15 protein-coding genes are annotated in these 18,845 nt (G+C 48.7%); 7 read left to right on the top strand and 8 right to left on the bottom strand.

The features are described from left to right. Positions 1-91 precede the first annotated feature (91 nt). Entirely contained in the window at positions 92-841 is a 750-nt protein-coding gene (locus tag ABC831_RS21085; RefSeq protein WP_343250044.1) for a LytR/AlgR family response regulator transcription factor, read from the top strand. After that, positions 838-2,139: a sensor histidine kinase gene (locus ABC831_RS21080; protein WP_343250043.1), complete on the top strand. Its 1,302-nt coding sequence runs from the start codon at positions 838-840 to the stop codon at positions 2,137-2,139. The genes ABC831_RS21085 and ABC831_RS21080 overlap by 4 nt, the downstream gene beginning before the upstream one ends. A gap of 35 nt (positions 2,140-2,174) precedes the next feature. Here ABC831_RS21080 and ABC831_RS21075 read toward each other — a convergent pair whose 3' ends face one another. The 6 genes from ABC831_RS21075 to ABC831_RS21050 form a co-directional block, all read right to left on the bottom strand. Next, positions 2,175-3,281, bottom strand: a complete 1,107-nt coding sequence (locus ABC831_RS21075; protein ID WP_343250042.1) for a glycoside hydrolase family 172 protein — start codon at positions 3,279-3,281, stop codon at positions 2,175-2,177. Between the two features lie 44 nt (positions 3,282-3,325). Continuing rightward, a complete protein-coding gene (locus tag ABC831_RS21070) occupies positions 3,326-4,825 on the bottom strand; it encodes a glycoside hydrolase family protein (protein ID WP_343250041.1) in 1,500 nt (499 codons plus the stop codon). Beyond that, on the bottom strand, positions 4,822-6,360 hold the full coding sequence (locus ABC831_RS21065) for a glycoside hydrolase family 32 protein (RefSeq protein ID WP_343250040.1): 1,539 nt from the start codon (positions 6,358-6,360) through the stop codon (positions 4,822-4,824). Before ABC831_RS21065 ends, ABC831_RS21070 begins: the two co-directional genes overlap by 4 nt. Next, positions 6,357-7,199, bottom strand: coding sequence for a carbohydrate ABC transporter permease (locus ABC831_RS21060; RefSeq protein WP_343250039.1), 843 nt, complete (start codon positions 7,197-7,199; stop codon positions 6,357-6,359). Before ABC831_RS21060 ends, ABC831_RS21065 begins: the two co-directional genes overlap by 4 nt. Position 7,200: 1 nt before the next feature. Next, positions 7,201-8,085, bottom strand: a complete 885-nt coding sequence (locus ABC831_RS21055; protein WP_343250038.1) for a carbohydrate ABC transporter permease — start codon at positions 8,083-8,085, stop codon at positions 7,201-7,203. Positions 8,086-8,157: 72 nt separating this feature from the next. Then, on the bottom strand, positions 8,158-9,516 hold the full coding sequence (locus tag ABC831_RS21050; protein ID WP_343250037.1) for an ABC transporter substrate-binding protein: 1,359 nt from the start codon (positions 9,514-9,516) through the stop codon (positions 8,158-8,160). A gap of 1,095 nt (positions 9,517-10,611) precedes the next feature. Here ABC831_RS21050 and ABC831_RS21045 point away from each other — a divergent pair. The 3 genes from ABC831_RS21045 to ABC831_RS21035 are packed head-to-tail and all read left to right on the top strand — an operon-like array spanning position 10,612 to position 12,778. Beyond that, positions 10,612-11,193, top strand: a complete 582-nt coding sequence (locus ABC831_RS21045) for a methyltransferase family protein (RefSeq protein WP_343250036.1) — start codon at positions 10,612-10,614, stop codon at positions 11,191-11,193. A 25-nt stretch (positions 11,194-11,218) separates the two neighbouring features. After that, positions 11,219-11,680 (top strand): SufBD protein, encoded by a 462-nt coding sequence (locus ABC831_RS21040; protein WP_343250035.1) that lies wholly within the window; start codon positions 11,219-11,221, stop codon positions 11,678-11,680. A 36-nt stretch (positions 11,681-11,716) separates the two neighbouring features. Next, positions 11,717-12,778, top strand: a complete 1,062-nt coding sequence (locus ABC831_RS21035) for a LacI family DNA-binding transcriptional regulator (RefSeq protein ID WP_343250034.1) — start codon at positions 11,717-11,719, stop codon at positions 12,776-12,778. On the opposite strand, the gene deoC is transcribed toward ABC831_RS21035, so the two are convergent. Continuing rightward, a complete protein-coding gene (gene deoC / locus ABC831_RS21030; protein ID WP_343250033.1) occupies positions 12,759-13,406 on the bottom strand; it encodes a deoxyribose-phosphate aldolase in 648 nt (215 codons plus the stop codon). The genes ABC831_RS21035 and deoC overlap by 20 nt on opposite strands. Before the next feature lie 225 nt (positions 13,407-13,631). On the opposite strand from deoC, the gene ABC831_RS21025 reads away from it, so the two are divergent. Together ABC831_RS21025 and ABC831_RS21020 are read left to right on the top strand one after the other, a co-directional pair. Then, on the top strand, positions 13,632-14,579 hold the full coding sequence (locus tag ABC831_RS21025) for a sugar-binding transcriptional regulator (RefSeq protein WP_343250032.1): 948 nt from the start codon (positions 13,632-13,634) through the stop codon (positions 14,577-14,579). Between the two features lie 44 nt (positions 14,580-14,623). Continuing rightward, positions 14,624-15,841: a mannitol dehydrogenase family protein gene (locus ABC831_RS21020; protein ID WP_343250031.1), complete on the top strand. Its 1,218-nt coding sequence runs from the start codon at positions 14,624-14,626 to the stop codon at positions 15,839-15,841. On the opposite strand, the gene ABC831_RS21015 is transcribed toward ABC831_RS21020, so the two are convergent. Continuing rightward, positions 15,838-18,546 (bottom strand): putative bifunctional diguanylate cyclase/phosphodiesterase, encoded by a 2,709-nt coding sequence (locus ABC831_RS21015; protein WP_343250030.1) that lies wholly within the window; start codon positions 18,544-18,546, stop codon positions 15,838-15,840. The genes ABC831_RS21020 and ABC831_RS21015 overlap by 4 nt on opposite strands. Positions 18,547-18,845 lie beyond the last annotated feature (299 nt).

The raw sequence follows: 18,845 nt of genomic DNA, 5'->3' as shown, positions 1-18,845 counted from the left end.
ACAAAATTATACAATTTTATGCTATAATATGGAGAAATCGCACCTATTTAGCATAAATTTTCACTTATTTTCAACCGGGGGAGAAGTTAGAATGCTGCAAATCGCTCTATGTGACAATGATATAAGAGAATTAGAATCGGTCTATGCGCTGGCAAAAGAATATGCTTCGGACCATCCGGACCTGGACATCAGCCTGCGGCGTTTCCAGTCCAGCTACGACCTGTTGGAATCCATAGAGGCGCGCGGCCACTATGATATTTACCTGCTGGATATCCTTATGCCCCATACGAACGGAATCGAGGCGGGGCAGATCATTCGCCGTTCAAACACTTCCTCCGTCATCCTCTATCTGACCAGCTCACCAGATTTTGCGTTGGATTCCTACAGCGTTAAGGCGCAGGCGTATCTGCTGAAACCGGTTTGCAAGGAAAAACTGTTTGAAGCTCTGGATGATGCTGCCGAACGGCTGATGGTGGAAAGGGCTCGCCATTTTCTTGTCCGTGTTAAAAACAGCACCGAAGCGATTCCTTACAGCCGGCTGATCTATGTGGAATATTATAAACATCGGCTGATCTGTCACCTGACCAACGGCCGTAATGTGGAAACCAATATGTTCCGGGAACCCTTTGAGCAGATTGTAAAGCCTCTGCAATCCGACAGCCGCTTTGTGAAGATCTCTTCTTCCTTTCTCGTGAACATGCAGTATATCCGGGCCGTCACTCCCAAAAGCTTTGTGATGAACACTCCTGATAAGCATACGGAGCTTACGATCACCAGAGGATATGCACATGCCCGGCAAACTTATTTTGATTATATGTTGGAGACGGAGGATCAATCTTGAATAATTATATGGTTTTGCAGCAAATATTTCGGATGCTGGTCTCTTATGCATTCCCGATCGCGCTGATTTTTTCCATGTCCCGCTTCAAATGCAGGTGGAAAACGGTCTGGTTTTCATACATCGCGATTACCCTTGCCGGCACCGCGGTGTCGACGATTCTGTTTTTGAATCCGGGAATGGAGCGGATGAAGCAGATGTATGCTCTTACCGTGCTCATCCCCTGTCTGATTTTCCTTCTGCTTTTTACACAGGATAAGCCTTCCCAGCTCCTGTTCAGCATATCAACTGCAATCAATGCGATTTATCTGGTCTCCATACTGTCCCATTTTATAGTAGGAGGCGCTCTGGAAGACGGCACTTCGCTGATCTGGCAGGATGCCCTGATCCGGTCCGCCTTCTACTGTATCATCCTGTTTGTATTTTCCCGTTACCTCAGGGAGCCATATCAGTTTCTGGCTGCAAATATGAAAAAAAGCAGCTGGCGTGTTCTCTCGGCGATACCGCTTCTCTTTATGGCGCTGGTCATGTTCCTGGGCCTTTATCCCCATGTCAGGACGGATAATCTGCCGGGGGTTACCTTTCTGTACGTGATACTCGCCTTTGTTTACTATATTATTTACCAGGTGTTTAACAGTACCTATGATCTGTTACATCAGCAGCGGGATCTGGACATCCTGAAGAATCAGGTAAGCGCTCTGCGTAACCAAATGGATGCCGTGCAGCGAAGCGAAGATCAGCTCCGCATCTACCGCCATGACATGCGCCACTATATCGCCGGTATATCCGCCCTGCTCAAAGAAGGAAATGCTTCGGAAGCCCTCATGGTCATCGACCGGTTCGATGAACTGAACCAGGATGCCAGTCTGCCCCATTATTGCCAGAATGTGATGGTCAACGCGATCCTCGCCCTGTATGTGCAGCGTGCGTCGGATGCAGGGATCAGTATCCGGACTTCCTGTGATATTCCTGCTGAACTGCCTGTGGACGCCGCGGAGCTCTCCACGGTTTTTGCCAATGCCATTGAAAATGCGATTCATGCATGCGGCAGGCAGGCTCCCGGATCGGATAAACGGCTGGAGATCCGATGCGTCAGTACTCCCCAGTTCCTGGTCGAGATCGCGAATACCTATGGCGGAACGGTTGTATTTGATGAAGAACATATGCCGGTGTCACAGGAATCCGGGCATGGGATCGGTACGCTTAGTATCGCGGCTTTCGCAAAAAAGAATAGGGCACTGCTTGATTATCAAACAGACGGGGAGATGTTCCGGCTGCGGCTGCTTATAAATAAGAATTAAGAATCTTTTGTTTCAATATGGAGGAGTTTCGTTCCCTACCTCGGCCAGCGTTCCTCTCTCCCCATCAGCTTCCCAAACACCTGATGCGGTTCCCGCTGGTACCAGTAAGCTACCGTAGCCACATCATCCTGCCGCTCATAGATCCCCCGGTGGCACGATCCGATCTGCTGCACAGTAACTTTAATATCTTCCCGGAAATAAACCGGGTCCGGAATATGGAACCGGTACAGCCCTCTCATCGGCGGACAATCATCCATATGATAATCATTATGCACACTGTCATCCTGCGCCGAATAAAACGGATATCCCAAAAACGGAGTGCAATACGTATGCTCTGCCGTCTTTCCCTCTTCCTGCGTCGCAAAGCTCCATGCTCCGCCAAAATAGTCCTCTGTTCCGGTACCGCAGATCGTGGGGTAATCCTTATCCCCGTCCAGATAGAATTTCACTTCCCCTTCTCCCCACCAGTATCTCTCCAGAGTCGTCAATGCCAGAAAGGTCCCCACATACTGGCCGGAACCTTTGACTCCATCCAGAATCACATAATCCTTCTGTTTTTCCGTTATCCGCTGCCGCCGCCACTGTGCGTGAAAATATCCGGTATTCTCCGGCAGCTCATCGCACAGGCAGTAATCTACCTGATAGAAAAAGGAAGGAACCGCCTCTTTATTCTGGTTTTCGATGGTAATTTTCGCTTTTTTTCTGAAAGGCATGGGGAAATAACAGTTAAATCCCCGGGTCGGATTTACCACCACCGGCATGGAATTCACTGGATATGCTTTCGCGAAACCGCAGCAAAAAAAGTCTCCCAGCGGGCTCTCCACAGACGGTGTTTCCTCCTCATCCCAATACATCCGCAAAACCAGATCCCGCAGAACAAAACAGTTCTGATCGCTGGTCCTGTCCGTCACTGTGATCCAGATATGCCGGATCACTCCAGGACCTTCCATCTCGGCCAACACCTTTGTCTCCCCTGGCTCTATCGTGGGTATGCAGGGGGAACCCTTCCTGGATGGTCCAAGTATACTGTCCGCCATTCCCCCCTTTCCTTTTTCTCCGGTGGGATTCTCCGCATTAATCGCCCTGCTTCTCGCATTTTGAATAAAAGGTAAACTCTCCATCCCCATGACCGATGCAAACATTTCATAACCTCCGTTTCTTTATTATAACAGCCGCATAATTTCTTTTACGCACGGAATTCCTCACACTGCCCCAGCAGCCGCGGCTCCGCACAAGATACCGTTCCATACTCCGCAAACACCCCGATCAAACCGGACTGTACACTGTAACATCTGGTCGTCAGCGCCACATCATCCACATACACCTGCATGATCGTACCGCTGACCAGCAGCTGTACTCTGGCTTCACCGTCCCGGAACCGCACAGGTCGTTCATCAATATAGCTTTGATCCCCATCGATCCGATTATAATAGTCCATCACGATCTTTTGATGTGTCAATTCTAACCGAAGCTGGCACCACCGTTCCAGCTTTTCCCCGCTGGCATGGATCATCAGTCCTACGGCTTTGGTTCCCGGTTTCCACCGAAGAGTCGCTTCGAACAGGCACGGATCTGTCAGTTCTCCCAAGGACGCCCAGCCAAAGCCATCCTCGGATCTGCCCGTGATCAGCTCTGCATTCCCATCCATGTCCTCAGCCGCATTCTCATTTACAATCGATCCCTTCGGTGTTCGTTCCTCAGCTTTCCACACCCCATCATAGCCCTGTAACTGCCTCGGAAGCTCCAGGCTGAATGACCGGCGCACAGCTTCCACCATCCGCACCCCCAGTGTATGATCCTCCCGCTGGACCAGCTCATGAACACAGGTGTTTCCTCCCCACACGAATCTGCCGTCATCCCGGCAGTCCTTGCGGATCGACAGCCATCCGACCAGATATCGCTTTTTCCCGTCCGTAACCGTCTTTGCCGCATAGAATTCCCGGCCGTCGAACATATCATCCTGCTCCGGCATCTCCCAAGGGCCGTTAAACTGTTCCGCCAGACGGTATCTGGTTTCCCACCAACGGGAATAATTAGAAAAAGTCAGATACCATCTGCCGCCCATCAAAAAAGCATCATGGCATTCATGTGTGGGAAATGTCCTGGGTGAATAGATCGTCTTATAATGCTCCCAATGTTTCATATCCCCGGAAACATATACCGCCGTGCAACCGTCCCTCAATACTGCCCCTTCTTTTTCCGTCGCGGTCACCAGCATACAGAAACTTTCCAGTTCCTGATTCCAGAATACGTGAGGATCTCTCCAGTGCCGGTCCCCATAAAACCTGGTGTCCGGCGGAAAAAAATAGCCGGTATCCTTCGTCCAATGGATCAGATCTGCGCTGGTAGCCCTTAAGACAGCCTGCTCATATTTTCCGGGAACGCCCCGGTTTCCTTCACAGAAACCTGTATAGTAAAAATAGAAAGTGCCTTCGTGATGAAACACACTGCCTGTCGCCGCGTGCCAGTCCTGCTCATCGGGGCTGCCGTTCTGAAGCACCAGCCTGCATTTCCCGTAATGTACGAAGTCCTCTGTCTCGACCGCGTAGATACAGTACTTGTACAGGAAAAATAAAATATATCTGCCCTCCCAGTAAAACGGCATGATATCTCCGCACATTTCACCATGCGGCATCCCGGGATACTGGTTCTCGGGCGTGTAGAAAATAAGATCGCATCCTTTCATCCTGCAGCCTCCTTTTTATTTTTAAGCTTCTCCCGGATATAGGGTTCCGGGATATCCGGTTTCCCGTTTCCTCTGCCCTCATCCGGGATCCGGTATAACTTAAACGATACCTCCCGATCTTCCGCCTGCAGCTTCGTGAAAGGGGATTCTGCATAATAAAGCATGCTGCAAACCGCTTCCCCTTCCCCCCAGAACAATTCAACGCTGTTGGTATCTAAAAGCATGTGCAGATATTCCGGGTGTTTCATTTCCTTCTGACTGATTTTCCGGCATAACCACTCTTTTCCAAAGTCGTCCGGAAAAGCCGACGCACGATTTATCTCCAGTTCTTTTGTTTTCGTATTTACTAAGATCTTAAGGCAATTACGCCCATTGGTCAAATGAAATTCTCTTGTCTCATCCTGCAGCGGCAGCTCCAGAGTTATGTAACAGGGCTGTCCCGGTAGAAGGATGGCCGTTTTGTCTGTCCTGGCCGGATAAGGCTTAGCAGCTTCGAATAATTCCTGCACCGGATATTGGGCTATCCGGTAATCCTCCCCGCTTTTTTTCAGTTTCAGCTCTCTTGGAAATGACATGGTGCCCCGGAACTTCACAGCCGGCAGCATCTCCGCGTAAGCCCAGCGGTTCTGCCATCCCATGAGAATCCGGCGTCCCCGTACATTTTCATAAGTGACGGGCGCGTAAAAATCATATCCGTAATCCAGTATCCTTTTTTCTCCCGCCGGAGTTTGCGCAGTAAATTTCCCTCCGTCAAACGTTCCGGTGAAATACCTCACGCAGGAATATTTTCTCTCCGGGATTATGACGCTGACCGTCAAAACCCATACCTGCCCGTGCTGGGAAGGTTTTGCTGTTTCGTCATCCTCAGGTGTCATTGGGAACAGATCCGGGCACTCCCAGATTTCCCCCGGTTCCTGGTCACCGCTTTTAAAGGTACTCTCATATTCCCACTCCTTCAGATTCAGCGAACGATAGATCTGTACCTCCTGTCCTGCCGACAGTACCATGACCCATCGCCCCGTTGGTTCATAGTAAAACACCTTGGGGTCCCGAAAATCTCTCAGTCCTTTATTCAGCACCGGATTGCCCGCGTATTTCTGAAAGGTATTTCCCCCATCCATGCTGTAGGCCAGACTCTGGGACTGAACGACAGACTCTCCCCGCTTCCGGTGATGGGTAAACACAGCCACCAATGGACCCTGGGCCTGTGTTCCGAATCCACTGGTGTTATTCCTGTCGTATACCATACTGCCGGAAAATATTTCTCCGTGCTCATCCGGATAAAGAGCCACGGGCAGATGCTCCCAACAGATCAGGTCCGCGGATCTGGCGTGTCCCCAGTGCATCGGACCGTGGGTCAGTCCGTCCGGATAGTATTGGTAATACAGGTGATAATATCCCTCATAATAGATCAGTCCGTTCGGATCATTCACCCACCCCTCAGGCGGGCTGAAATGAACTCCCGGACGGTTATCTCCTTTTATGATCCTATTGTCCTTGTGGTCCATCACTTGTCCTCCGTCATCTTCACTCACCCCTTCACCGCCCCGGCGACCACGCCCTCGATGATATACTTCTGCAGGAACAGATATAAAACGAGAATGGGAATGATCGTCAGAACCAGAGCCGCCATCATCAGTCCCAGATCTGAGGAGAAGGTCCCGTAGAACGCCCGCGCAGCGATCGGCAGGGTATACAGTTCCTTCTTACCCAGTACCAGGCTGGGCAGCAGATAATCATTCCACAGGTTCAGCGCGTCGATGATCACCAGGGTAGCGATCATAGGCTTTAGCAGCGGCAGCACAATCATAAAAAATGTTTTATACCGGCCACATCCATCGATACTGGCCGATTCCTCCAGTTCCATCGGCACCGTGCTTTTGATCGCTCCATGAAACAGGAAGATTCCCATACTTACACTGAAACCGATATGCATAAAAATTAGCGTCGTCCTGTGATTCAGCATATTCAGGGTCCCGCCGTAGATCGAAACCAGCGGTATCATCAGTACCTGGAAGGGGATCGCCATGGATGCGATCATAAGGGCAAACAGAATTTTTCCCGCCATCCAGTCGGTCCTGGCGAAAATATAGGCTGCCATGGCGGATACGAAAATAATCAGAAACACACTGCACCCTGAAATAAACAGGGAATTCCCCAGTGCTTTGAAGAAATCCATCTTCTCTACCGCCTGCACAAAGTTGCTTAATAGGAAACCGTGCTCTCCGACCAGAGACAGCGGCTTCTTAATGACATCGATCTTAGTCTTAAATGCGTTGATCAAAACCAGGAAGAACGGGAAAATGTACAGGAGCAGGACCACAGACAGGATCACAGTTTTCAGCATTCCGGAATTTCTTTTTCTCTCTGTCATCTTACATGCTCACCTCTTTCTTCTTTCCGATCATCACCTGGCTTATGGAAATCACCACGCATATGACAAATAAGATCACCGCTTCCGTCTGCCCCACACCGTAATTTTTGGTTGTAAATGCTTTCATGTAGACATGCATGGCAGCCATCACGGTGGAATTAAAAGGGCCTCCATCCGTCAGCGACAGATTCAGATCATAGGCCATAAAACATCTGGTGATGGACAGGAACAGGCACACCACAAAGGAGGACACCATCAAAGGCAGGGTCACGAACCGGGTACACTGCCACTGCCGGCAGCCGTCGATCCTGGCCGCTTCCAGCAGATCCTTGGGTACGCTCATCAGTCCCGCGATATAGATTAACATCATGAAGCCCGAGTACTGCCATACCGTGACGATAATCAGGGCAAACAGCGCCTTGTCCGGATCTGACAGCCAGGACGTGGAAAAGATGCCGATCTGCAGCTTCGTTCCCACGGATACCAGCGCCCTGGAAAAAATAAACTGCCAGATATATCCCAATATCAGTCCGCCGATCAGATTCGGTGTGAAAAATCCGGCTCTGAAAAAATTCTGTCCCTTAACTCCGCTGGTGACCAGATACGCCAGCACAAAGGCCAGCACATTGATCAGGATCACGGATATGGCGGAGTAGATCAGAGTCAGCAGTACAGAACGCCAGAAGTCCGCATCCTGAAATGTGGTGACATAATTGCCAAAGCCTACGAAGGCCTTATCCGCCGATATACCGTTCCATCCGGTAAAAGTCAGATAAAGACCATAGACGAACGGTACCATCAGCACCATGATAAAACAAAAGACCGCCGGTCCGGCAAAGCCCAGGAAGGTTCCTGTCTTATACCAGAGTGAATGTTTCCTTTTCATGCGGTTTTGCACCTGCTTTCTATTCAAGATAAATGGGGCCGCACTGCTGTGCCGGCCCCTCTTGGAATTTCCTTATTTTTGTGCCTGCCAATAGGTTTCGATTTCGGAAGCCAGTTCATCCCTCTTGCTGTTGCCGCCCAGGTATTTCTGAAGGGAAGCGCCGGCCTGTGTTCCATGATCGCCCGGGATCTCCTGGTACCAGTACATGGATTGCCCGGCATTGATATATTCCTGTGCGGATGCGCTTAAAGGTGCGGATACTTTTTTCTGGATATTGGAAAACGCGGGGATGATGCTGCATTCATCTACCATAAACGTCTGCCCTGCTTCCTCGTATACCAGCCAGTTCAGGAAATCCTTCGCCGCCTGCTGCTGTTCTGGTGTCGCATATTTCGCATCGATGACAAATTCTTTGCTGGCACCGCTGACCAGTTTGGTGTTCGCATCATCGGTGGTATCTTTCTGAGGCAGTGGCATAATGCCGATATTCTCTGTGTGTTCATAGATTTCCGTTGCCCAGCTGCCGTTGAACCAGAACGCCACCTGGCCTTCCGCCAGATAAGAATTGTTCAGATCATAATCCGCGGAGAGAGGATCGGAGCCATTGATATTATATTTTTTCAGCAGATCGAAGCTGTCCATCAGGGATTGGAAACGCGCATTCTCCGAAAGTTTCGTTTCGCCGGATTTCAGGGAATCCACGAAAGCGATGGAACCGTCTGCCGAGTTCCCCTGCTGGTCATAGAGCTGCCCGAAGAAATGGTTGGCCAGGGACCAGTCATCTTTGTTGACAGCCACGGGAGTTGCCATACCACCGTCCGCCAGCTTCTTTAATAATCCTTCGAACTTATCCAAGGCAGCGTAATCCGCGGGTTTGAATGTCTCACCGGTAATTTTCTCGATCGCGTCGGCATTGTAGATCAGGCCTACCGCCTCCACGGTAAAAGGAAAACTGTATACTTTGCCATCGATGGTGATCCCATAGGTATCGCCGCCGTCTTTGATCCAGTCCTCACCGCTTAAATCCGCCAGATACTCCTGGAAATCATAGACGTCGGGATGGTCTACCAGCATAATGGTGTAGGGATCGCCCGCCGCATATTTTCCGGCCAGGTGGGTTCCCACTACATCACTGGTGAAATTTACTTCCACAGTCACCCCGGTCTGTTCCTGGTACTTCTTCGCCATCTCCTCGAATTGGGTCTGGAGTTCTGATTTCGTATTTAATAAGGTAATCTTCGTGCCCTGACCGGAAGCGTCTGCGGCGTCCGCTTTGGAATCAGCGTCATCTCCTGCCGGTTCTTCGGTATTTCCGGCGGCAGTTGCTTCCGGAGCCGGATCGCTCGTCTGGGGTGCTTCTTTTGATCCGCAGCCAATACACAGGCCTGCGGTCATGATGAATGCCAAACCGATTGCTGCTAACTTTTTCATTTTCATAATCCTCCATTTTTTCTCGTAGTTGGTCTGAATTCTGATCTGATTTTGTTTTGGTTTTTGCTGCATTACTTGGTTATCAGTTCTCTGGTTGTCGAAATTATTTTTGGTTTGTGATCTGTTTCCTAGTATCTTGACTTAAGGTTAACGGAATTTGGAATCTCCCGGGATCTTATCATTTCCATTATTTCCTTTATTACCTAATTAAGTCGCCATACGGTTGAAACTTGCGGGATATCTTGTATGTCTATTTCATTTTCCCTCCTTTTATATGACTGTGAATGCTTAGATAATTTCCTCTTCTAATGTGAGAACTTTGTAATTAAGTGTGAGAACTTAGTAATTAAACCTTATGTAAAGCAATAAACTCCGTAAATGTAAAGAAGTAACCCTTTTAAGAGTTCATAAGTTGATGAACCGATCAAAAACCGAACAGATTTCATATTGAAACTGACAATATAAATTTGTTATTGGCCGGGTCACAGCTTAAAGGATTTCTTTATTTCTGCAGCCGCATCAACCGTGTAAACAGATTGAGCTCTTTTAATTGCAAAGGCATAATTTCAAGTTTACATTTGTTCACTTTTATCTCACAAGGCAACTCCAGATTATGATTTAGCCCGGCTGTGGGTATTCTGCTTATACAATATTAAGTATAATTCGACAGGAAATTATCTTTTTCTTCTGTTCTTATTGTGAATATTATCATGTATTTTAACTAATGTCAATATTTATTTTGACATTTTTTCAATTTTAATTTCACATTTTTGTTTATTATTAAGATTAAATTTTAACATTTGTTTCACTTCATGATACGTGGCATGGGGGATTCCATCCACGTTCTCATTAACATACGTTCAATTTATCCAATACTATTTGAACATTTATTTAATGCATTTTAACATTTTTATATATTTCGCTTGCAATTTTAGAATATTTTCGATAATATAGTAAGAAAGAACGGAGCAAGTATAGGAAACGGGTCCCAGATTTCCTTTGTGGCAGTCCTTACGGTTATATGACAAAATAGGTGACAGATAATTTATGTAATCTTATTCATCGATAAATCGGAAGTTTGGCGGGAGAATGACAATGGAATTTAAGCTGATTTCCATAGTAATCTTAATTGCTTTCTATGGCTGCTATTTTGTAAAAATGTTTCATCAGAAAAAACAAGGAATCCAGACAGACCAAATCGGAAAAGACAAAGCTGGCTTTGAGAAATTTGTGGAAGTCACCATGAAGATCGCGGCTGTTCTTGTTTTTGCAGCAGGTCTTTTTAGTATCTTCATTGGAACAAGTCATAGCTTTACCGTGATTCGGGTTGTGGGTGCGGTTACGGGTGTTGCGGGAACACTTGTATTTATTGCCGCAGTACAGACCATGCGTGATAGTTGGCGTGCAGGGGTGTCCAAAACCGATCAAACTGAACTTGTAACAAACGGTATTTATCAAATTAGCCGTAATCCCGCTTTTTTGGGTTTTGACCTTTTGTATATTGGTATCTTATTGATGTTTTTCAACTGGATTTTGTGTATTCTAACCGCCTTCGCTGTCATTATGTACCATTTGCAAATTGTCTGTGTCGAGGAAGATTTTTTGATTGCCGCATTTGGAGATGACTATCTGCAATATAAGAAAGAAGTCTGCCGTTATATTGGCAGAAAACGATAAATTCGAATTTACGAGGTGATAGGTGATGGAAGAAAACATTGTAGCAAAGCTGACTGTAAAAGATGATACGTATGCTTGTGCTTTTGCCAATAAAATTATATCAGAAAGTCAGGAAACAGATGAATGGTACGAATATTTCGACGACTTTGCTTCGTTGCTTGACCATCCAAAATCATTGGTAAGAAATCGAGTGTTGTATATACTTGCAGCGAATGCCCAGTGGGATGAGGAAAACCGTTTTGACTCAATCCTATCTGCTTTTCTCACACACATAACGGATGAAAAACCGATTACAGCCAGGCAGTGTGTAAAAGCTCTTGCACAAGTAGGCTTGGCAAAGCCACAGTATGTTCCAAGAATATTGGTATCCTTGCGGGAAGCTGATTTATCAAAATACAAGGACAGTATGCGTTCACTGATCGAAGAGGACATAGCAGAAACGGAAAAGATTTTGATATTGGGTACCGGAGCCGCCAGCTCTTATTAGCGATAAAGAATATTCCATAGATTCGAGGGGTTTGTCATGTCAAAAGAAAAAGTTACCATTCAAGATATTGCCAACGCGCTTAGCCTTTCCCGTACCACGGTTTCCAAAGCGCTGAACGGTTCCAGCGGAATGCCGGAAAAGACTGTCCGCGCGGTGCTGCAAAAGGCAAAGGAAATGAATTACAAGCAATTCGCCTACCTGGCGGATGCTCAGGATACGCAAGCCGGTCAATCGGAAAAAGGAGGAAATCTGGCACTGCTGGCCCATATTATGCCCAACCGGTTCCATATTGCTTCCACTCTGATGGCCACTCTGGAACAGGAGATCAGTAAACACGGCTACTCCCTGACCATACATATACTGAGCAACGAAGATATCCATTCTCTGTCGCTGCCTCAGAACCTGAAACTGGGGCAGGTGGATGCCCTGATTTGTCTGGAGCTTTTTGACGAGGCTTATACCCGTATGCTGTGCGGTCTGCAAAAACCGGTTTTATTTTCCGATGCCTACTGCGGTTTTCCCCACCACTCCCTGCACGCCGATCTCCTTCTGATGGAAAATAAATACAGCGTCTACCATATGCTGCACTCCATTATTAAAACTACAGGAATCCACTCCGTTGGATTTATCGGTGATCCGAACCACTGCCTGAGTTTTCACGAGCGGTTCGAGAGCTTTAAGGCTGCCCTTATGGATAGCGGAATCCCGTATCATCCGCAGAACTGTATCATGGATGACGACAGCTTTTACGGGGATGATGCCTGGCTGTCCAAACGCCTGACAGCCCTTACAACACTGCCGGATATGTTTTTCTGCGCCAATGACCTGCTGGCGATGCAGACGAGCTCCTGCCTGTCCAAAATGGGGGTATCCATACCGGAGGATGTATTGCTGTGCGGGTTTGACGACACTTTTTCGTTAAGTTCCATGAACTCCACCCTGACCACCGTGCGGACCCCCAGTGCGGATATGGGAATCATCGCCTCCAGGCTCTTATTGAACCGGATCGCCGACCCGGACCTGCCTGCGACGTTTACCTATCTTCGCACGGAGGTCCAGTTCCGCCAGTCCACGAAGCTTATTCCTGCAGAATCTTAACCGCATTCTTAACACTAATCCCCAGCCTGCATGCCCCGGCATTCAAAAACTCCAGAGCCGTCTGCCGGGAACGGATTCCGCCGGCTGCCTTAATCTGTACACTGTTCCCGACGACACTTTTGATCAGTTTCACCTGTTCCAGAGTGGTAGGGGCGACCCATCCCGTCGCCGTTTTCACGTAGTCGCCACCGCCTTCGATTACCAGTTCGCATGCCCGTTTTGCATCATCCCCGGATAGCAGTGATATTTCAATGATGCACTTTAACGGAAGGTCCCCCACGACATCTTTTACTGCTTTTATTTCCTCCCTGACCCAATCATATTTTCCGGATAATAACCAGCCGATATTGATCACCATATCAACCTCTTCCGCTCCCAGCTCGATATTTTTTTTCGCCTCGCAGATCTTGGTATCGGTCAGCTCACCGCCTGAGGGAAAGCCCACCACTCCTCCGGTATGCACCCGGGTATTCTCAAGCCCTTTTTTGACCCCGCTCATGTAACAGGGCAGAACGAATGCTGCCGCAAAACCATATTTCGCCGACTCTCTGACCAGATAAGCAATATCCTTTTCTGTCACATTGCTTTGCACTTGTGTGGCATCGATATGTGATGCCAGTTCTTTCATTTCCATTCTGTAACCCTCTCCTCTTCCAATATATCATTTGTTATTTAATTATTATCATATGTTCCTCAATCTGTCAACCATTTGATATCGATCATCGGTTCAATCAGGCTAATATAACACGTTATATCCATTTAATCCTTGTATCCAGCTTTCACATATGATAAATTAGAATTATCTTTAGTTCTTCGTTTCAAAGAGAGGCAATGAGGAGGCACGAAACCCAACATGAATGAATATGAGAAAATACAATTGCTGGTGAATATCTCAAAGATGTATTATGAATTGAATTTCAGCCAGCAGGAGATTTCGGATAAGGCTGGTTTGTCCAGAACTTACATCAGCAAGTTACTGAATGAAGCCAGGGAACGCGGTATCGTGGAGATTCGGATCAATGATCCGATAAAAGCGGAAAATCCTCTGGAAGAAAGCTTACGCAGACAATACGGTTTAAAAAAAGCTATCGTTATACCGGTCCATGATTCGGACCCGGCTTTATTGGACAAACTGGGAAAAGCCGCCGCCGAATACCTGAATATGATCCTCTGCGGCGATGATATCATAGGTGTCGGCTGGGGAGAAACGCTCCATGCTTTTTCAAAAGCGGTCATACGGCGGGAAGATTTGAAGAATATACAGGTGGTACAGCTCTGCGGCGGTGTTACAAAGATGAATCAGGATAGTTACGTCAGTGATATTCCCAGAAACATAGCCAGGCATCTGGGCGGCAGCTGTCATCTGATCCCGCTGCCGGCCGTCCTGGAAAGTGTCACCGCCAGGAATGCAGTCATGAAGGACCGGAATATAACCGAAGTGCTCCATCTGGCACGCCAGGCGACTATCGCTGTCATCACCGTAGGCGTATTCGCAAATGATAATGTGTTTGTGTCCTCCGGTTATTTCCGGGAAGATGAGATCGGGCAGTTGATAAAAATGGGAGCGGTGGGAGATATCTGTTCTCATATCATCAATGAGCGCTGTGAAATCTGTGATCCCCAATTGGAAAAGAGAACCGTTTCCGTCACTTTGGAAGATCTCACAGGCATACCAGCCAAACTATGTATAGCTGCCGGAATACGCAAGCTCCCAAGCCTGGCTGCTGCTTTGTCGGCAGGCTGTATCAACATATTAGTGACCAATGAAAAGACGGCGGAAGATCTGCTCTCAGGTATCTGATCCCCTCCCGCGGGATTCCGCTATTTTAAATAAAGGAGCAAAGCATGAAATCCGTAATTTATGGCGCCGGAAGTATCGGCCGGGGATTCATCGGACAGCTTTTCAGCGAATCTGGTTTTGAGGTTGTATTTGTCGATCAAAACAAAGAGCTGATCGATCAGTTAAATACCCGTAAGAGCTATCCGATTCGATTTGTGAAAGACGCGCAGCACTGGGAGATCCCGGTTGCACATGTGAGGGGGGTATGGTCATCGGACGAGGCGGCAGTCATTGACGAGATCAGTACCGCGGATCTTATGGCCACCTCGGTAGGGAAGAACGTTCTTCCCGTCATCGCTCCGGTTATCGCTTCCGGTCTTCGGAAACGATGGGAACTTTCCATAAATGCGCCTTTGAATATGATTGTGTGTGAAAATATGGTGCAGGCGAATGTCTACCTGGGAGAATTGATCGCCGGCCATCTGACTGCGTCCGAGACCGCTTTCTTTCGGGAAAGAATAGGAATGGTAGAGACCTGTATCGGCAGAAATGTGCCGGTCATGAGTCCCCGGCTTCAGGACGGCGACCCGCTCAGGGTAATCGCGGAGGATTACAGCGAGCTTCCGATCGACCGCGGCAGCTGGCTGGGAGAACTACCGGAGATCAAACACATGGTACCCTATGAGCCTTTTGACTTTTATATCCGAAAAAAACTGTATATGTATAATATGGCCCATGCCGTGACGGCTTATCTGGGCGATCTCCTGGAGCTTTCTTCCCTGGCGGAGGCCATCCGCATTCCGGCCATCCGCTATATCACGTCGAAGGCCCTGCAGGAAATCAGCATTGGAATGGCCCATGAGTATGACAGGGATCTGGAATCCCTGATTCTGTACTCTGATGAGCTGTTATACCGCTTCGGTAACAGACCCCTGGGCATCTCCGTAAAAAGAGTTGCCCAGGACCCGATCCGTAAGCTGGAAACAAACGACCGTCTCATGGGCGCAGCCCGGCTATGCCTGAAACACGGCGTCTTCCCCGCTCATATAGCGGTCGGAATCGCGGCTGCCTACTATTACCGTTATGCTCCTGATGAGGAGTCCCGGGTCCTCCACTCGTATATAGCCTCCGAGGGAATCGGGAAGGCCCTCGCAAAATACAGCGGAATCACTCAGCAGCATCCTCTTTTGGATACCGTCCTGAAACTGTACCGGATGCTGGAGGATCAGTGTTCTCTGGAGGACATTCTGCTCACCGCAGGGGAAGCGAAGATGCATCCTTAACCTTTATCCATTAAATACTTATTCTCATACTCTTCAATCGGCACCGGCCTGCTGAACAGATAGCCCTGTGCCAGCTCGACGCCGCAGGCACGCAGCGCCGACAGCTGCGCATCTGTTTCAATCCCTTCGGCCACCACCTGGATATTCATCTTTTTGCAGATATCCACGATGGACTCCACGACAGTACTGGCTCTTGGATTCGAGGCAACGTCATCCACCAGGCTCTTGTCCAGCTTCAGCACATCGAATTCCACCGTGGACAGCAGGGCGAGATTCGCATATTCTGTACCGAAATCATCGATGGAAACCATAAAACCTTCGCTTCGCAGATCACGGATCAGATTCTGGAGATCCACACTGTCAGCCTCATGGGCTGTCTCGGTAAGCTCGATCTCCATATATTTCTTATCCACCCCATACTTCCTGCATAGTCCGGAAATACGGTTAATAAAATCCGGCCGGGACAAAGAACAGCGGGAGAAGTTGACCGAAACAGGAAGAGCCTGCTTCCCCTGTTCTGCCCACTCTTTAAACCGGGAACAGACAAATTCAAAGACATAAAAATCTATCTGGCTGATCGTCTCACTTTCCTCCAGCAGAGGGAGAAAGTTTCCGGGCAGTACCAGGGAATCAGAACGGGGCTGATATCGGATGAGTGCTTCCGCCCCCACGGCCGATCCATTGCTGGATGCCACCTTAGGCTGAAGATACACCACAAAGTGCTGCTGCTCGATCTCCTCGTTCAGCACCTCAGGATCGGCCAGATGGAGGATCTCGTCACTGTGATGGCGGTACCGGTTAGAAACCGGATTCTTCCGATAGAAATCCTTCTTATCTTCATACATCCTCGCATCCGCACTGGCGATAATCTGCTGCAGATCCTCGAAACGGGTATCCCATTGGGCACCTATGGCCGCACTGCATTGGGCATTGCTGCGGAAACGGCGGCGCAGGCCCGCCACCCTCTGCTCAAATACCTCCCGGTCAATCCCCGGGCAGATGATGACGAATTCATCCCCGCCGATCCGGTAATAATCCGCGTCCTGGAAAGCCTCACGCATCTGCCGGGCGCATTCTACCAACACTTTATCCCCAAAGGCATGACCCTTTTGATCATTGATATCTTTCAGGCCGTTTACATCCAGATATACGATTCCCACCGGGCCAGCATGTTCGGAGATAGCGGCCGAATCCTCCATATAGCGGTTGCGGTTATAAAAAGAGGTAAGGGTATCATAATAACTCAGGTGAGACAGCTGCTTCTCACTCTCTGTCCGCCGGTAGGTCAGCATCAGAAAGTAGCCCAGGGTCTGCAGCAGGGGGGCTATACTGCGAATACGGTCCGGCGGGGGATTGTCCACCCCCAGCAGCCCGCGCAGCTGTCCGTCCTCCTCCATCGGGGCCCCCGCCAGGCTGTGGATATTCTGACCGGACAGCAGCTCATATTCCTCAGGAGAACTTTCCCGCAGTGTCTCCAGATCTTCCAGTATAAAACATTCCTGGCGTTCAAAAGCCGGCAGCCAGCTGGCGATCGCCGACATGGGCATATCCTGCAGGACATCCTTCTGCGGAGTACTGCCATCAGCGCACCACTCGTAGTCGTTATACAGCAGTTCGTTCCGGATCATCCCCACATAGACACGGTCGGCGCTTAGGAAGCTTCCCAAACGCTCCAGGATGATTGGAACAGACCGGTCCAGGTCATACTCCCGGTACAAGGTACGCACGCACTCCATTACCATCATTTCCGCATCCAGAGTATTTTTCAGAGCCTGTTTTTCCGCGTCGGCTTCTGTAATATCGAAGGCCAGTTCCATCCGGGCAGGTCGGCCGTCCCACGGCAGCAGACGGTCTTTTAAGAGATAATGCCTCTTCGTAATGGGATTGGTATATTCCCAGGTATAATTTTCTCCGGAGGTCAGCTTCGATGAGGTACAGAATTCACAAGGTTTCTCCTTCCCCTGAAGGACTCTATAGCACTTCTGTCCCGACAGTTCTTTTATCCCGAAGGTTTCCCTGCCCGCCTCATTGAGAAAAAGCAGGTCATAATTCTCCAGATCAGACACATACATGAGCTCCGGGATCTCATCCATCGGGGCGCGCAGATCTCTGGACATCCTCTCCAGTTCCTCGCTCTTTGCCCGGTTTTCCGCCTCCGCTTTTTGCAGAATCTGCTGCTTTTTCGCCTGCCGCGCCCCATACCAGACCAACAAAGCCACCGGTATCAGGAACACCGCAATCAGAAGGATCAGATCCCTTTCCGCGTTATGTACCTGTTTCTCTGCATAAACCTCAGCTGCGTTGACAGCCTGATTACACAGTGTGAAATATTCTTCGCTCAACCGGAAAAGTTCCTCTCCTACGGCCCCCTGACGTACCTGCTGAATCTCGTCTTTCAGCGCGTCCCATACCACCTTCATCTGAGATATCAGTTCCTGGTAATTTTCATCGTCTAACTGGTCCAGGCCATTTTGGCCCTCGCCTGTGTCAAGTTCCGAAAGAATACCGTCCAGCTGCCGGAGCAGCTCATCATTGGGCTGGCCATCTAACTCCTGCTTTACCAGCCTCTGGGTGCCTCCGCGCACCACACCGGCATAGTTGATTACCCGGGCATTTCCCTGCAGCCCATGGATCGACAGGATCGAGAGCAGACCGGTAATAAAAAGCGCCGCTGCCAGAATCACCGGAATAATTCTCTTTTGCATCTTTATAATTCCTCCATGTTAGCGATCATAAACGTCTGTATGATAAATAAAGCATATATATACCGCATATTATTATCATTATATCTCATTTTCAAGAAAGTGCCAGAGGGTAAATGAAGAATCTTGCTGTGCGATCCCCGCGGAGCGTTTTCTTATTTCATAGGGGCACTTTCTTATGGAATGAAAAAGTGTCTTCGACACTTCAACCCCCTAGCCCCCATTCATGGGGGAATTAGGGGTTTCTTTTTGTGTCGGTTTCCTGCATAATAGTCTTATGAGTATATTACAAGATATTTTTA

The organism is Diplocloster hominis (assembly GCF_032380655.1).
GTDB lineage: Bacteria > Bacillota > Clostridia > Lachnospirales > Lachnospiraceae > Diplocloster > Diplocloster hominis.
The sequence above is the reverse complement of the archived record's forward strand: the minus strand, read 5'-3'. Positions and strand labels throughout refer to the sequence as shown.

Coding starts and splice junctions, on each gene's coding strand:
- ABC831_RS21085 (WP_343250044.1), top strand. CDS start 92: ATGCTGCAAATCGCTCTATGTGACAATGATATAAGAGAATTAGAATCG.
- ABC831_RS21075 (WP_343250042.1), bottom strand. CDS start 3,281: ATGTTTGCATCGGTCATGGGGATGGAGAGTTTACCTTTTATTCAAAAT.
- ABC831_RS21070 (WP_343250041.1), bottom strand. CDS start 4,825: ATGAAAGGATGCGATCTTATTTTCTACACGCCCGAGAACCAGTATCCC.
- ABC831_RS21060 (WP_343250039.1), bottom strand. CDS start 7,199: ATGACAGAGAGAAAAAGAAATTCCGGAATGCTGAAAACTGTGATCCTG.
- ABC831_RS21055 (WP_343250038.1), bottom strand. CDS start 8,085: ATGAAAAGGAAACATTCACTCTGGTATAAGACAGGAACCTTCCTGGGC.
- ABC831_RS21050 (WP_343250037.1), bottom strand. CDS start 9,516: ATGAAAAAGTTAGCAGCAATCGGTTTGGCATTCATCATGACCGCAGGC.
- ABC831_RS21045 (WP_343250036.1), top strand. CDS start 10,612: ATGGAATTTAAGCTGATTTCCATAGTAATCTTAATTGCTTTCTATGGC.
- ABC831_RS21040 (WP_343250035.1), top strand. CDS start 11,219: ATGGAAGAAAACATTGTAGCAAAGCTGACTGTAAAAGATGATACGTAT.
- ABC831_RS21035 (WP_343250034.1), top strand. CDS start 11,717: ATGTCAAAAGAAAAAGTTACCATTCAAGATATTGCCAACGCGCTTAGC.
- deoC (WP_343250033.1), bottom strand. CDS start 13,406: ATGAAAGAACTGGCATCACATATCGATGCCACACAAGTGCAAAGCAAT.
- ABC831_RS21025 (WP_343250032.1), top strand. CDS start 13,632: ATGAATGAATATGAGAAAATACAATTGCTGGTGAATATCTCAAAGATG.
- ABC831_RS21020 (WP_343250031.1), top strand. CDS start 14,624: ATGAAATCCGTAATTTATGGCGCCGGAAGTATCGGCCGGGGATTCATC.
- ABC831_RS21015 (WP_343250030.1), bottom strand. CDS start 18,546: ATGCAAAAGAGAATTATTCCGGTGATTCTGGCAGCGGCGCTTTTTATT.